This window comes from Erysipelatoclostridium sp. MSK.7.34, from assembly GCF_019041935.1.
GTDB lineage: Bacteria > Bacillota_I > Bacilli_A > Erysipelotrichales > Coprobacillaceae > Thomasclavelia > Thomasclavelia ramosa.
Window position 1 is genome coordinate 139,102 of sequence record NZ_JAHPYJ010000004.1, and the last position, 16,170, is coordinate 155,271.

At 30.3% G+C, this 16,170-nt stretch carries 15 protein-coding genes; all 15 read right to left on the reverse strand.

Going from position 1 to position 16,170, the window contains the following annotated elements:
* Positions 1 to 12: 12 nt before the first annotated feature.
* Positions 13 to 645 (reverse strand): J domain-containing protein, encoded by a 633-nt coding sequence (locus KTF99_RS04525; protein ID WP_003536923.1) that lies wholly within the window; start codon positions 643 to 645, stop codon positions 13 to 15.
* Entirely contained in the window at positions 645 to 1,478 is an 834-nt protein-coding gene (locus KTF99_RS04530; protein WP_008793097.1) for a DUF5685 family protein, read from the reverse strand. Before KTF99_RS04530 ends, KTF99_RS04525 begins: the two co-directional genes overlap by 1 nt.
* A gap of 2 nt (positions 1,479 to 1,480) precedes the next feature.
* Positions 1,481 to 1,873, reverse strand: coding sequence for a hypothetical protein (locus KTF99_RS04535; protein WP_003536921.1), 393 nt, complete (start codon positions 1,871 to 1,873; stop codon positions 1,481 to 1,483).
* Positions 1,874 to 3,267: 1,394 nt separating this feature from the next.
* Positions 3,268 to 4,503 (reverse strand): sensor histidine kinase, encoded by a 1,236-nt coding sequence (locus tag KTF99_RS04540; RefSeq protein WP_009300677.1) that lies wholly within the window; start codon positions 4,501 to 4,503, stop codon positions 3,268 to 3,270.
* Positions 4,500 to 5,165, reverse strand: a complete 666-nt coding sequence (locus KTF99_RS04545) for a LytR/AlgR family response regulator transcription factor (protein WP_029481261.1) — start codon at positions 5,163 to 5,165, stop codon at positions 4,500 to 4,502. Before KTF99_RS04545 ends, KTF99_RS04540 begins: the two co-directional genes overlap by 4 nt.
* Complete coding sequence (locus tag KTF99_RS04550) at positions 5,162 to 5,665, reverse strand: accessory gene regulator B family protein (protein ID WP_003536916.1); 504 nt, start codon at positions 5,663 to 5,665, stop codon at positions 5,162 to 5,164. The genes KTF99_RS04545 and KTF99_RS04550 overlap by 4 nt, the downstream gene beginning before the upstream one ends.
* 63 nt (positions 5,666 to 5,728) lie before the next feature.
* On the reverse strand, positions 5,729 to 7,138 hold the full coding sequence (locus tag KTF99_RS04555; protein ID WP_029481263.1) for a 6-phospho-beta-glucosidase: 1,410 nt from the start codon (positions 7,136 to 7,138) through the stop codon (positions 5,729 to 5,731).
* A 127-nt stretch (positions 7,139 to 7,265) separates the two neighbouring features.
* Positions 7,266 to 8,627 carry an MATE family efflux transporter gene (locus KTF99_RS04560; RefSeq protein WP_003536912.1) on the reverse strand — a complete coding sequence of 454 codons (1,362 nt, stop codon included), beginning with the start codon at positions 8,625 to 8,627 and terminating at the stop codon, positions 7,266 to 7,268.
* Between the two features lie 88 nt (positions 8,628 to 8,715).
* Positions 8,716 to 9,189 carry an LURP-one-related/scramblase family protein gene (locus tag KTF99_RS04565; protein ID WP_003536909.1) on the reverse strand — a complete coding sequence of 158 codons (474 nt, stop codon included), beginning with the start codon at positions 9,187 to 9,189 and terminating at the stop codon, positions 8,716 to 8,718.
* Positions 9,190 to 9,351: 162 nt separating this feature from the next.
* Positions 9,352 to 10,287, reverse strand: coding sequence for an NmrA family NAD(P)-binding protein (locus KTF99_RS04570; RefSeq protein ID WP_022007944.1), 936 nt, complete (start codon positions 10,285 to 10,287; stop codon positions 9,352 to 9,354).
* Positions 10,288 to 10,377: 90 nt separating this feature from the next.
* A complete protein-coding gene (locus tag KTF99_RS04575) occupies positions 10,378 to 11,259 on the reverse strand; it encodes a LysR family transcriptional regulator (protein ID WP_003536905.1) in 882 nt (293 codons plus the stop codon).
* Between the two features lie 64 nt (positions 11,260 to 11,323).
* Positions 11,324 to 12,661 carry a sensor histidine kinase gene (locus KTF99_RS04580; RefSeq protein WP_003536903.1) on the reverse strand — a complete coding sequence of 446 codons (1,338 nt, stop codon included), beginning with the start codon at positions 12,659 to 12,661 and terminating at the stop codon, positions 11,324 to 11,326.
* The gene (locus tag KTF99_RS04585; RefSeq protein ID WP_003536901.1) at positions 12,661 to 13,314 is read right to left on the reverse strand and encodes a response regulator transcription factor; all 654 of its coding nucleotides are present in this window, start codon (positions 13,312 to 13,314) and stop codon (positions 12,661 to 12,663) included. Before KTF99_RS04585 ends, KTF99_RS04580 begins: the two co-directional genes overlap by 1 nt.
* Before the next feature lie 74 nt (positions 13,315 to 13,388).
* A complete protein-coding gene (gene glmM / locus KTF99_RS04590; protein WP_003536900.1) occupies positions 13,389 to 14,738 on the reverse strand; it encodes a phosphoglucosamine mutase in 1,350 nt (449 codons plus the stop codon).
* Positions 14,739 to 14,753: 15 nt separating this feature from the next.
* Positions 14,754 to 16,169: a CdaR family protein gene (locus tag KTF99_RS04595; protein WP_008793102.1), complete on the reverse strand. Its 1,416-nt coding sequence runs from the start codon at positions 16,167 to 16,169 to the stop codon at positions 14,754 to 14,756.
* Position 16,170 lies beyond the last annotated feature (1 nt).

Consider the following 16,170-nt stretch of genomic DNA (forward strand, 5'->3'; position numbering starts at 1 on the left):
TCATATCTCCTTCTAGCACATCCGGCCACCACAACAACAATTCATCATACAATTAAGTAACATAATACTATAACAGCACTGCATTGTACTGCCAAAAGGCGAACCATAAGTCTGCTGCCCTGTCTGGTACTGTCTTTGACCACCTTTTAACTGCTGTAAAAATAATAGATATTGCAAGTTTCCAGGTTCCATTTGGGCAGCCGTCTGCGCATATTCAACTGCTGTAATGTTATTACCAATTCCATTCATTGCTACAGCACTATAATAAAACCACATTGCATTACGAGTCTTAATTTGTTCCAAAATATTAAGTGCTTCTTGAAATCTTCGAGCATTAATAAATCCAGCAGCCTCATTAAAAGCAGCTTGATCATTACCATTATACTGATAGCTAGATTGTGATTGTCCATTATACCCCGCACCTTGGGTATTGCCATAAGTTCGATTTGTAAAACCACGCTTACGATCATCCATGATTGTTTTATAAGCTGTCTGCACCTCTTTAAACTTTTCGGTATACGCAGCTTGATTAGGATTATTAATATTCGCATCCGGATGATATTTTTTACTCAACGTACGATATGCTTTTTTTACTTCATCATCAGTTGCATCAGATGATATTCCTAATATTTGATACGGGTTCATTATTTCCTACCTTCCAATCGTTTTTGTCTAACTAATTCATACTTATTCCATACCCCACCATACAAGATATTTCTTATAATTGCGGCATTTTCAATAATTGGCAATCTTTCAAAAGCCATGGTTGCTTCAGATATCATTAATTCTAAAATATCTTTGCATTTATCCTCAAACTGATCCGTTTGATATAATTCTTTAAACGGATTATATGTTCCCTTTTTTAAATCTTGTTCAATATCTTCATAAGCATCAATAAAATAAATAAACTTCCCTAAATAAAATCCAAATTCATATAATTCATCATGCCATTCATCATCTTTATAAGCACATATTTCACCCATTACTTCACCAAAATATTTAGAAATCTCATCAAGATTTGTAATTCCTTGACTTTCATAGTCATTAATACAATGTAAACAAGTTTCGATATGTGCCAACTTATCTGGATATTCTTCCTTAATTTCTTGATATGCTTTTCTTAACAACCTTTTATATGCCTGTTTACTAATCTTACGCTCATCTAACCAATCATCTTCACATTTAAAATATGTTAAAACAATCGTCATTTTAGCGGCATAATCAACACATTCATTGTAACGAGTCGTATGCTTACTTAAAGGGTGCATAACACATCGTGATTCCCCTATCTTAGTTTCCGGTTCATACAAGCCACTCAATAAGATACTAATAAAATTCAAATCAAAATTCAAAGAGATTTGAGCCCGGCTACCATACTTTTCCTTAAGAGTTTTGCATAATCCGCAGTAATATGACTGATAAACATCAAATTCTTTAAATTTTAATTCTGGTTTATTGATAACAACGTAGCCAAACATCTTTATGTTCTCTTTTCAAACTTGTTTTGACAATTGGGACAAGTTACTACAACAGTTCCATGTCCTTTTGGCACTCTAACCATCTGCTTACATTTAGGACAGCTAAAATATTTGTTACTTGGATCTTGTTTACTCATCAATTTTAGTTTTAACCACCGACTAAGTGGACTAAAGAAATTTAAATATTTGTCATTTTCTCGATTACGTGCATAAATATTTTTACTAAACATTCTAAATATTACAAATAGCCATGTTCCATAAGCAATAAAAGTTAAAACAATACTGCCAATAAACATATTTACGATAAAACAAATGACACAGACAATCATTAAAAAACTATTTAATTGATCAATGCCATACCTTCCTTGCATAAAGCGATAGAACTTTTCTTTCATATTTGCTCCCTAATTTTATTTTATACGACCTAAGTATATTTATTTATTATTAACTATTAATGAACTTTTGATTAATACTATATAAAATAGTACTATTATAGCATAAAAAACCATATCAGGATATCCTAACATGGCTAATAATACTATATTATTTTTAACTTATTCCCTGGCTCATCAACAATTTAAATATTTTTTATTTTCTAAATAATCAGTAATAGGTTAAAGGAATAAAATAATTTATTGCCCCACCCATTGAACTGTACGTGCAGGTCTAGTATACAGCTCTACATTTATATCAAATTACAAACTCTTAAGATAGTAATTTAGGCGATGTACCAATCCAGGTCTTTCCCTTTCTTAATACCTAATATTTTCGGTAATATAATAAAGTTTATGACATTTGACATTCATCCTACTATACCGCCCTAATTCTATATTAGCACATTTAAAGATGTCTTCATTACTAAATTTGCACTCTATAAACGTTTTAGTCCTCCAGTATCTCTACCTACTATGACTTCATCTAACTTCTTACGATAAACCTTTTTCTACCGAGGATACTATCATTGATTTTAAAGTTTACTAGACTTCCTCGTCCATAAAGCCTCTCGAAGTAGAGCATGAATCCTAATTCTTTCACAATGTCTTGATTTACTGTCTTAGTCTTACATATACCATTTGGACTTTGGTTTGTAGCACAACCTTATCCACCATTTAGCCTCATTAAGTTCCTGTTCACATGTTCAAAAGAATCGCTACATCACATTACTTCCTTCACCCATGTCATTACTGTCAACAGGTTGTGGTTTTCTACGCTTGACGGTAACTACCTGCGGTTGGTTTATCTCTAACTGAATTCATGCCAGCCATGCCCGGCACACGCTAAAAAGAGATATTAAATAATTAATATCTCTTTTTAATCGAACATATTATTAATCCAGCTATTTTATAACATAATTTACTAAACAAAGGTTCAAAATCTCGTCTCTATAATAAAAAAGCCATGCTAACAACCCTCAGTAATAATAAAAATCACTTTTTATTATATACGCTTTATCCCATTTAATGTATATGTACGACGATTCTATCTTTATAGAAATTGATTATATTGAATCTTAGTTATATAAATTTTTGCTTTGGCTATGCCATTAATAAATATTACTATTTAGTACATTTACCCTCTCCCAAAAGTTTGTACTATTATTTACTTGGTTTTTTTGGTCTATAATAATCACAAGGTGAACAATTATAACCATTAAGTTTTACTTTTTCTATTCTTTTTTTAATAACTTTTTTAATCATATTTTTCATCTACATATCCTCCTCACTTCTAAAATATAACATAAATCGAGATAATGTTTTTTTACACCTCCTCATATGTTAAAAATACCTCCTTAAGTGTTTATTTTAATATTAAATATTACTTGATCATCATGATAATCGATAAACAAATCACCATGATATTTATTAACAATATTTTTAATTATTTTTAATCCATACCCATGCCCTTCACCTTTATCCGTACTAAAATTAGGCTTAATCGGGCAAGTGTTCTTAATTCTAATGATTAATAAATTATTAGTATATCTAATCATCACTGATACTAACTTATTGTGTTTTAATGCTTCGTTACATGCATTGTCAATTAAATTAAATATTAATGATGTTAAATCTTTTTCATTAAATACCAAACCCGCAACACTTATATCAAAATCAAAAATTATCTCAGGATATTCTTGTTGTTTAGCATATAAACAAGCATCAATATAAATATTACCACTTTCAATATATGTTACTTGACCAATTCCCTTAAATACTTCATCAATATATTGAGTATATTGATTCTTTTTATCTAGACTTTCTAATACAAGTTGATGATTCTTTAGGTCATGCTTTAATTTTCTTAAATTATCACTTTCCTGATTATAAAAATCAAGATACTTACTTATATATTTATTAGATATATCCTCCATTATCAATTCTTCATTTCTGATTGTTGTTTCAACATACATAGACAATATTTTTAAAAACATTATCCACAAAAATAATAGAATCAACACTAATACTGTAATTAAATTAACCAATCTTACTACACCAATATTATATATAATTACCATCGCATAATAAACTAATATATCGAGCATGATAAATAATTTTACTTGACGATTTATTACTTTCTGAGTGGGAATAATCTTTAATTTATCCAAAACAACAATAAAAATAACTGTTAATATATTTATTAAAAAAACCATGATAAGCCTTTGAATACTAAATGATAATGTAACCTCACGGTTAAATCCAATAATAATATTAATAACATGGATTAGAGAATTAACAGTAAATATATAAAATAACTGGAATAAAGAAACATAGAATATTACATTTGTTTTTTTAAATAAAATACAAATATAGCAAAAATCTATGACTATGATAATAGAATTCACAATCATGTATTCCCAAAAATTATTACTAGTAGCCCCTGCTACAAGATAATTTACAATTGCATATAGCGGTGCCATTATAACTACTCTTTTAAATTTAACCTTTTCCTCTAATAGATAACTCGCAGTAAATGTAAGTGCGATAACATAAATTAAACAATAAAAATATTCACTAATAACTTCTATCATCTAAATGTCTCGTAAAAACTTTTTCTCACTAACTTTCTTTTTCTTACACTTACTTCAAATTTACTGTTGATTCCATCTAGATACACATATCTATCTTCAAAATTAATAATTCGATGTTTATTTATTATTATATCCTGGCTTATTTCTATAAAATATTCATTCAAAACCTCTTTTACTTTCTTCAAAGAACTATTATTAATATTAATTTTTTTATCATGATAGACTATTGAAACAATATGATTACCTAAATACTGACAGTAAATTATATCGTCAACCCTAATATTTATATCTATTCCATTTACCTTAAACGTAACATAATAATCACATTTGATTACCTCAATCACTTCTTTAACTTTCTCTACTAATTCTTCTTCAAGATTTCCTTTTGATACATATCCATATACATTAGGTCCAAAAGCTTCCTTGATCCGAGTATCATAATTAGTCACAAATACAATTCTGTAATTACGATGTTGTTTTGAAAAAATAATTCCATCTGTATCGGGCATATCAATATCAAGTAATATAAAATCTAGATCATTATCTATTTTACTCGCAGAATTATACGAATAGACTCTAATGTCATCAAAATTTGTGATTAAAATATCTTTAATTTTATCTAAATATACTTGTTCATCATCGATTATCCCAATAGAGATCATTTTAATTCCTCCCCTCTTATCACTCTCATCAATACTATTACAAAATAATTAACCATATTGATTTGATAAACTATACCTGTATTAAATAATACTATTATCAATATATAGAATAAATTAAAAATAATTATTTTTTTATATCTATATTTAAATAATAAATATAATGATATTCCTATTCCTATAAAATAAAATATTTCAACATATGCTACTATCCTACTCATAAAAATACAAAAAATAAAGTTTAACATCGTCAGTAAATAACAATTTCTAAAAGTATCGGCATGATAACCATCTAGATATTTTCGCCCGGCTACAAAACAGGCACAAATAATCAAGATACTCAGTGCATCCATAAATAATAGACCAATTATATAGACTGATATGATCGTTATAACCTGTGTCAAAATAAGTTCGAGCAAAAAGCGCAGATCTTCAACATTTTCTTTATCGACTAGCCCTCTATTATATAAGAGCCAGGCCATTTTGCGACAATAATTTTCCATAAAACTCTCCCCTTTGTAGAATATTTTAACACATTCTACAAAAAACTGTAACGACCTAAGTCATTACAGCTCCTCACCGTTTGTTTTTATAACATTTTGATACCAATAGAATGATTTCTTTGGTTTACGTGCAAGGGTTCCGTTACCCTCATCATCCTTATCAACATAGATAAAACCATAACGTTTTCTCATCTCACCGGTACTTGCTGCCACTAAGTCAATACATCCCCAAGGGGTATATCCCATTAAATCAACTTCATCAATCTCAACTGCATCTTTAAATGCTTTGATATGTTCTTTAATATAATCAATACGGTAAGCATCATTAATTGAACCATCGACTTCAACTGTATCTACTGCTCCCATTCCATTTTCTACAATAAACAAAGGTAATTGATAACGATCATATAACTCATTTAAAGCTGTTCTTAATCCTAATGGATCAATTTGCCAACCCCAATCTGTCATCTTTAAATACGGATTACGTCCACCTTTAACAACATTTCCTTCAATTTCTTCAGCATCATTACCCTCAACAGCTGAAAAATAATAACTAAAACCAATATAATCAACTTTACCTTTCGCTAAAAGTTCTTCGTCTCCAGGCTCCATTTTTATTTCAACACCATGTTTATGCAATAATGAAGTACATGTATTTGTATAACGTCCTCGAACATGAACATCACCATAATAGAAAGTATTTAGCATCTTATTTCTCATCATAATCTGATCTTCCGGGTTACAAGTTGCTGCATATGTTGTTGGATAAATTAACATACAGCCAATCTTAAAATTTGGATTAATTTCATGCCCTGCAATCACTGCTTTAGCGCTTGCTACAAACATATGATGACTAGCTTGGAGAATTGTTTGATAATGATCTTCATCATCACGATAAACGATTCCCGCTTGATGCCAAGGACGAGCCACCTCTAAACAGCCATTAATTTCATTAAAAGTCATCCAGTATTTAACCTTATCCTTATATCTAGAAAATACGGTCTTACAATAATGCTCAAAGAAATCAACTAATTTACGACTTCTCCATGAACCATATTCATTAACTAAAGTCAATGGTGTTTCATAATGTGATAGGGTTACAACTGGCTCAATTCCATATTTCAATAACTCATCAAATACTTTATCATAAAAAGCCAAACCTTCTTCATTAGGTTGTTCTTCATCACCACGTGGGAAAATTCTTGACCATGAAATCGACATTCTAAAACATTTGAAACCCATTTGGGCAAATAGTTTAATATCTTCTTGATAATGATGATAAAAATCTGTAGCTACATGTGATGGATAATATGTATTTTCATGAATACACTCATGAATTTCACGAGGTACTCCATGTTTAGCACCCTTTTCAACATCATTAATACTTAATCCACGACCACCTTCATTATAGCCACCCTCATATTGATTCGCAGCTGTAGCGCCACCCCATAAAAAATTTTCTTTTAATTTCATTTTAGTACCTCCAAATTACCATGATTTTATCATCATTTATTTGACAATATTTATTTTTTCATAATTTAAAAAGAAAATCGCTAATATTATTGATTAGCGATTTATAACACTTATAATCCTTTTACTATTATTCACTAATAATACCCGATTTTAATTTTTTCGCAATTGTAAACCACATAGTAATATAACAGGCACCACCACCAATAAAATTACTAATTGCTTCTGCAATAAAAACTCCATCAATGCCAATATAGATTGGCAAGATCACTGTTAGTGGGGCAACAATAATTACTTTTCTAAAAATTGAAAAGAAAACAGCTTGTTTTGACTTTCCTAATCCAACTGCTGCTGCTTGTCCTGTCATCTGAAATGACATCATGAAAAAGCCAAAGAAATACAAACGTAAAGCACTCACGCCATGGGTAATGATTTCTTGATTATGACTAAATATCTTAATAAATAATTCAGGAAATACCGTTATTGCCAGCCAAACTATCAGCATCATTGATAGTGCCGTTAAAGTTACAAATTTAATTCCTTGAAGAACCCGTGCATACTCTTTAGCACCATAGTTAAATCCTAATACTGGTTGACAAGCATTTGCCATTCCTTGCCCCGGCAAAGAAGCAACCTCTCTAATTGAATTAATGATCGTCATAATTGCAATATAAAGATCTCCTCCATATTGTTGCAATGTCGCATTACATACGATTGTTACAATCGAATTAGTGATTGCCATCATAAACCCTGCCATTCCTAGGGAAATAATCTTTGTGACATATTTTACTTTTAAACTCAAATACTGTTTTTTTATCTTTAATATTGTTTTTTTCCCTGTAAGAAAACGTAATGTCCATAATGCAGAAATAAATTGTGAAATAACTGTTGCAAAAGCAGCTCCTTTAACCCCTAAATCTAGTCCAAAAATAAAAATTGGATCTAAAATAATATTAACTATTGCTCCCAGCAAAACAGTCATCATTCCGATTTTAGCAAATCCCTGACTATTAATAAAACTATTCATACCTAAACCAATCAGTACAAAAACTGTCCCTAATAAATAGATAGTCATGTAATCATTAGCGTAACCGATTGTATGTTCACTGGCACCAAAGAGCCACAGCAAATCTTCTTTAAAGATCAAACCAATAACTGTTAAAACAATCCCAAAAATAATTAATAGCATGAAAGAATTACCCATTATTTCTTCAGCTTCTTCAATATCACCACGTCCTCGAGCAATTGAACAAAGTGGAGCACCGCCCATACCAAATAGATTAGCAAAAGCAATAATAATAGAAATCAGTGGCAAACATAGCCCTAGTCCTCCCATAGCTAATGTCGCAACATCTGGAATTCTTCCAATATAAATACGATCAATAACATTATATAAAACATTGATCAACTGTGCCACTATCATTGGACCAGCTAAATTTATAATATGTCGTGGAATACTGCCACGCGCAAAATTGTTTTCATCTTTCCCCATTTTTACCACCTTCGGTTATTATTATAAACCTCTTCATTAATTTAGTAATTATTTTTCATAAGATGAAACAAGACACTCTCGTGTCTTATTAACTGTTATTTGAACATTTTTGCGCATCAATAGCTAAAGCAATCATTAAAACATAGATTGCATTTCGTGGATCACTAATGGTTAGAGAATAAGTATCCGTAAAATTAAATAATTCCTTATTAATATCTCCAATAACAATACCACGAGAATCAATGATTTCATAATCCCATTCCCAAAAATTACCAGAAATTTTCCAATCATTATAATCTAAAATGAATGATGGTTTAAATAATGTTAGTTCTTTTTTTATTTGACCAATATATTCATCATTAAGGTACATCGCAAATTTAGGTAAAAAAGTGAAAACTTCTTCTTTGATTGTACCAACAGGTAAACCATCAGCATTATATATCTGTAATTTATGTCCCCAGCTTAATTCACCTTTTACAGTGTATACTGTATTTCCCATTTCATCATAAATATCATAACTATCTAGCCATGAAAAAAAGCGCTGTTTAAATAATAATTTCATTTTTCCGCCTCCATAATTTTATCATAGCATAAAATAATTCTATTTCTTTAAATAAATTCTTAAATAATCTTGGTATTTTATTTGACATATTCTATCAAATAAAAATTGATAGTAATATTATTGATTTCTCAATAATATCACTACCAATTAATAAGCTAATAATTAGTCATCTGTAGAATTTCTTGCTCCGACACCATATTCACTGTTATTGGCAAACATATAAGCCACTGTACGTGGTTTTACACCAGTTAATTTTTCAAAATCATCAGTAAAATTATCCATTTTACCAATTCGGATTGCTCTTGCAAAAGTTACCATTCCATCACTTGAATAAGGAGCTGGTGAGCCATCTTTAAATGTTCCATCAGTAGTACGTGGTACCCCAATAGCATCAAATCCAGCATATACCTCCTCTTCACTAACATCGACAACTTTTACATCCATTCCTGTTTCTCTATTTCCAATTGCCGCAAATTCATGTAAAGTCAATAATTCAGGACCATTAATATTTAAAACTTGCTTATGCATATCATCTTTTGTTAGTGCATACATCGCTGCCATCGCACAATCCAAACGTGAGATATATGCCATCTTTCCATCTCCTTGACAACTCAATAAGTTACCATTAGATGTTAAATAACTAGTTATCATTGCTTCAGCATATTGTGAATTTCTAAGGAAAATATAATCTAATTCAGTACTTTCGATATATTCTTCAGTCCATGCATGATCGATTTTTTCAATACTAGGATTTTCTACATCACGAGCATTTACTAATGATGTATAAACAACTTTTTTTACCCCTGCTTTAATTGCCGCATCAATTGCATTTTTATGTGCTGCTTGACGCTTTGCTCCAACAAATGGTGCTGAAATTATTAAAATTGTATCGCCACCTTTGAAGGCTTCAACTAACTGTTCATCTGGATGATTAAAATTTGCTACTCGACAATCAATGCCAGTATCTTTAAATTCCTTTAGTCCTTCTTCAAATGGACAAGTAAAAATCAAATCTTCTTTTTCTTTTAACTGAGTAATATTTCTCGCTACATAGCCTCCAAAATTACCATCTACACCTGTTACTATTACTTTTGACATCTTATCTTCCTCCATCTATATATTAATATTATAGAGCTAGATAATTATAAAAAATAGTAGCTATAATCTTATAAACTTTATAAGAATTACTTATAGAGTTTTATTAAAATATCTTTTCGCCAGCGCAACAAAATCAAAAATAAATTGATTATTTATATCCCTAGCATAACCAATAACATAGTTTGCATGATGATGCGAATTAATAATATCTAAAATCGCTACTTCTTCCTCATTAACAACTTCACGTGAAGTTAGACCAATTCCTTCATTAAGCTTAACTGATAAAATCAACTCATCAAGAGTATCTACTTCCTTTATAATATTTGGCTCAATCTTATCTTTATTAAAAGCTTCTACAAAATCATGATAAAAGCCTTCCCCAAACTTTCTTGATAAACAAATTAGCGGTTGATTGATAAGATTCTGCGCTGCTATCTTAGTTAACTTAGCCCATGGATGCTCATAACTGCAAATTGCACATATTTGATGCTGCAGTAAAACTTCATAGGTAATTTTAGGTTCATTAATAAAATCATTTTCAATAGCAAAAGCAACATCAATCTGATTATTATTTAACCATTCTTTACAACTTTGAAAACTACCTTTTATAATTGTTATTTCTATCTGTGGGTACTTTTCTTTAAATAATTTAACTAAAAAAGGAATATGATGATTTTCAAATGGGCCAGTTATCCCAATACGAATACTATAGGAATCAATCAATTTAACCTCATGATTCATTTTTTCATAAATAGCAACAAGTTCCTGACATTTTTTAAAATAGAACTCACCGGCTCTAGTTAATCTAGGGCGATAATTAGAGCGATCAAATAATTTAACAGCTAACTCTTCTTCTAATAAATTTATTTGTTGACTAACTGCCGATTGTGACAGCATTAACTTTCTTGCAGCACCAGAAAAAGAACCTGTTTCAACAGTCGCTATAAAGAACTCAATTTTTTTGTCTAACATTTAATCACCCACTTATTATCACTTATTATAACGTAAATAAAATCCAAGGTATAGCCTTGGATTGTTAATTATATTTCTTTTCAATAATAAAGCTTACTCCAGTTTCCTGATTAACCGCCGTTACATTATACCCATACATAGTACATGTCTTATGTACGATTGATAGACCTAAACCAAATTGACCTTTTGTTCCTTTTTCATACGGTTGGAATAGAGCCTCAATGTTATCATTATCGATTGGCTCACCATCATTATATATTTCTAAATAATCATTTTTTAAAATAATTTTTATTTTTTTATCAACATATCGGTAAGCATTATCAACTATATTTTCCACACAAATACGCCAACATTCTTCATCACCTTTAAATGAAACGAAAGCTAAATCTGTTTCAATTTCAATTTCAGGATGCATTCCTTGTAATTGGATAACAATATGTTCAATTAATTCATGCATATCAACTTCACTATCAGAATTTTCACCACTAATAAAATCTAATCTATTCAAATATAATAAACTTTTAACTTTACCGTCTAAACGTTCTGCATTTTCAATAATTATATCCATTGATGAATTTTTATCACCATATGGATAAATATCGTCTTTAACGCTTTGTGAATATGATTTAATTAAAGCAATCGGTGTCTTTAAATCATGGGAAATATTATGAATCATTTCTTCTTTGATCTTGCTTTGTTTATCTATTTCTTCTTTCATCGCAACAAGTTCATCTGAAACAAAACCAATTTCATCGCCACGATCAATCTTTAATTCACTTTGTTTATCTTTACGTATGTCTTCTATATAATTTCTAATTAATTTTAATGGTTTAATTAAGCCACTAACCCAAATAAAAATAATTGCGCCAATAACAGCAAATGATACATATAAAATATTTATTATTTGTTGCCTAATTGATGAAATCAAACTAGCAGAGTAATCACTGTATACTAATGAAATGATATAAGAATCACTATCTTTTTTAGTTATTTGAAAATAAAGAGTATCGCCATCAAGTGTCCCTTTAGCCTGGATCTTATCTTTATTTCCTTTTAGCATCTCATTAAGTTTATCAGCAAATACTGGATATAACGCTAAAACTTTATCACGAGTTAGATTAGATGGTGGAAATAAATAGTTAGTATTTTTATCATAAGTCATATGATAAATTTGTTTATCACTTGATTTAGCGATTGGTGAATAATCAAAATCAATATATGCGCTCTGTGAAGTATCTAGCGTTTTAAACATCTCTTCATCTATTAGAGCATTAAGATTTTTATTGATCAACGGTACTAAAATCAATATAACAAGCATCGCTAATAATGAAAAGATAATAATTAACTGCTTTTGTAAAGAAAATCTGCTTAACTGTCGCTGCAAAGAAAACTTATTTAACATTAGTCTAAACGATAGCCAAAACCATAGATCGTGCGTACATTAATCTCTGGCATTTTTTTTCTTAAACGTCTTAAAGTATCATCAACTACCCGGTCGCTACCATAATAGTTTTCGTCCCATACTTTATTCAAAACCTGTTCCCGAGAGATAGCTAAGCCTTTATTAGTAATAAAATAAACTAATAAATCATATTCTTTCGTTGTTAGAATTACTTCTTCTCCACCATTAAATACGCGCCGTTTTTCTAAATCAATATCATATCCATCCATCTTAATTTTTGATGGATCATCATATGAACGTTTAATTAAATTATTAATTCTTAAAATCACTTCTTTAATATTAAAAGGTTTGGTTATATAATCATCAGAACCTTTTTCTAATCCAATAATCCGATCAAATTCCTGATCTCGTGCAGACATAAAAATAATTGGCATTTTAGGGCGACTAGCCTTAATCTCATTAAATAATTCAAATCCACTAGCACGATCCAACATAATATCAATCAACCATAAATGAACATCATCATCCTTATGCATTAAAGCTTCATCATATGTATAGAAAGAATAAACAATATATCCTTCTTTTTCTAAATAGGTTCTTACTAAATCATTTAAATTTTTTTCATCATCAATAATATTTATTCTAAATTGCATGTATTTCACCTCACTTTTAATATATATGAAATATTGCCATATTATATGGCAATATTGTGTGACATTATGTTATTTTATCTTTTGATTACAAATCCTTTTTCCTTCATCTTATCAACAATTTTATTTACATTAATAAGACATTTTTCATCAGTATCTGCTTCAACCATTACTCTAACAACCGGTTCAGTTCCACTTTCACGAACTAAAACACGACCATTCTCACCTAAATCAGTTTCAACTTCAGCAATAACCGCTCTTACATCAGGATCTTCCTGTGCTTCTTTTTTATCTCTTACAGGAACGTTTTTCATTAATTGAGGATAAATAGTAACAGGTTCAATTAATTGCGCGATAGTTCGTTTACTTTCAATAACAGCTTCCATTACTTTTAAAGATGTTAAAATCCCATCACCTGTAGTGGCATGTTTAGAGAAAATAATATGTCCAGATTGTTCACCACCTAAAACATGACCATTTTTAACCATATTTTCATTTACATACTTATCGCCAACAGCGGTTTTTTCATATTTAATACCTTCTTTATCAAATGCTTTATATAAACCAAGATTTGACATGATTGTTGTAACAACAGTATCATTAGCAAGTTCTCCGTGATCTTTTAAATATTTACCACAAACGTATAAAATTAGATCCCCATCTACAACTCGTCCAAATTCATCAACGCAAATACAGCGATCAGCATCTCCATCATAAGCAAAACCAATATCTAGTGCGTTTTCCTTTACGTACTGTTGTAAGACTTCAATATGGGTTGAACCACAATTAGTATTGATATTTAACCCATCAGGATCACTGTTAATTACATAAGTCTTAGCTCCTAGAGCATCAAAAACACTTTTAGCAATCGCACTACTAGCACCGTTGGCACAGTCTAAACCTACACGATAATTTCTAAATGCCCTAGTGGGAATCGACATCAGATATCCAATATAACGATTACGACCGATTGAATAATCTAAAGCACACCCAATTTCATCTTTGGTTGCATATGGTAATTCATCAATTAAACCATCAATGTACTGCTCGATTAAATTTTCTACTCCAGCATCCATTTTATGACCATTACCATCTAAGATTTTGATTCCGTTATCATAATAAGGATTATGAGAAGCAGAAATCATGATTCCACAATCAAACTCTTCACTTGTTACAACATATGATACTGAAGGTGTTGTTGTTACGTGTAATAAATAAACATCAGCACCACTAGCTGTTAACCCTGAAACTAGTGCATATTCAAACATATATGAACTTCTTCTTGTGTCTTTCCCAATCACAACTTTTGCTTTACCATTTTGAGAGTAGTACCATCCAAGATAGCGCCCTACTTTATAAGCATGTTCAACTGTTAAGTCAACATTTGCTTCCCCTCTAAATCCATCTGTTCCAAAATACTTACCCATCGTTAATTTTTCCTCCTATTTTCTTAAGGTAATCGTAATTCTTTCTGGAGAAACTAATTTCCCCGTTAAATATCCTTTATCTATTTTTAAATCTACTTTAACAGTATTCGTCCCCGCCTTCAAGTTTGCCAAATCAATTGAAATATTGAAATCATTGATCGTCAGTGCATCTAAGATTGCTGCCACACCATCTACTTCGACTGAAGCTTTGTCCTGTCCTTCAGCAAAATTAACTTGATATCCACCATTATTATTAACAATGTTGATTGGAATATCAGTTATTATTCGTTTTGTTGATGGTGATACTCGCACAGATGCATCAACAGTATTAAAATCTAACTTATTAATATTCTCTATACCAGTAAGCGGCAATTTAGAATAACTTTTATCGCCACTTAATCCCGATAAATCAATTACAACCCCAACACTATTAATACTATTCAACAATTCTTCTTTACCATATATAGTTACTTTTTCCTGTTTAAGTTTAATACTCTCAAAACCATATCCACTAGCTAATTGCCCTGTATATTGAGGGACAATGGAAACTTCTTTACTATAAGAAGAAACCATACAATCTACCTTGACCGTATTTGGAATAATTTCCACATCAACCTTTTTACCACTACGATCATATGCGTATATCTTAGCATTTTGTTCAAAATCATTATTTTTTCCTTTTAAATCAATCACTGCTTTAACAGAATTAATTTTATCAATATTGTCTTGTGAACCTCGAACTTCAACTTCATGGTGTTCCATTGATTCAACTGATACTGAATATTTAGAATCCATGCTATCTTCATTACTAAATTTGTATCCCAGCTCAAAAGTCTTTGTAACCTTTTGTGTGATTTTAACAGTAACAGTCTGTGGTACGATCATTACCTGCAAATCACTAGGAAAATCTTTTCCCTGCAATTCAATTGTATGTTCACCTTCCCCAAGAGTAGAGAAATCAGCAACTACTTTATATTTCTTAGATATCTTTGTTGAGTAAATATCTAAAGAAGGTCCGACTAAAGCAACATTTACTGTTTCCGGTAATCCTACTACATCGTAGTCACTTTGTAACCCTTCAGTATCAATTTTCACATCATACAGATAATCCCCGCCATTAGGGGTTGAAAAGATATTATCAATTCCACCGGTAATTGTAAAGAGTAAAACGACAGCCATAACAAACGATAAAACTTTCATTGAAAGATTTGATTGCAACATACGATCTAAAAATATATTTAAAGAATTGATCATGTGATAGAATAATTCAAATGCTTTATCTCTCACTTTTACAGTATCATCAACTACTTTAGAAGTAGTTGTTTTTTCTTCATCTTTCTGTTCTGATTTCTGACGAGTAATGAAGTTTAAAAAGAAATCAGTAGTTGAATCTTTTTTTATTGGATTTTTAGGATTTTCTTTTTTTGACATC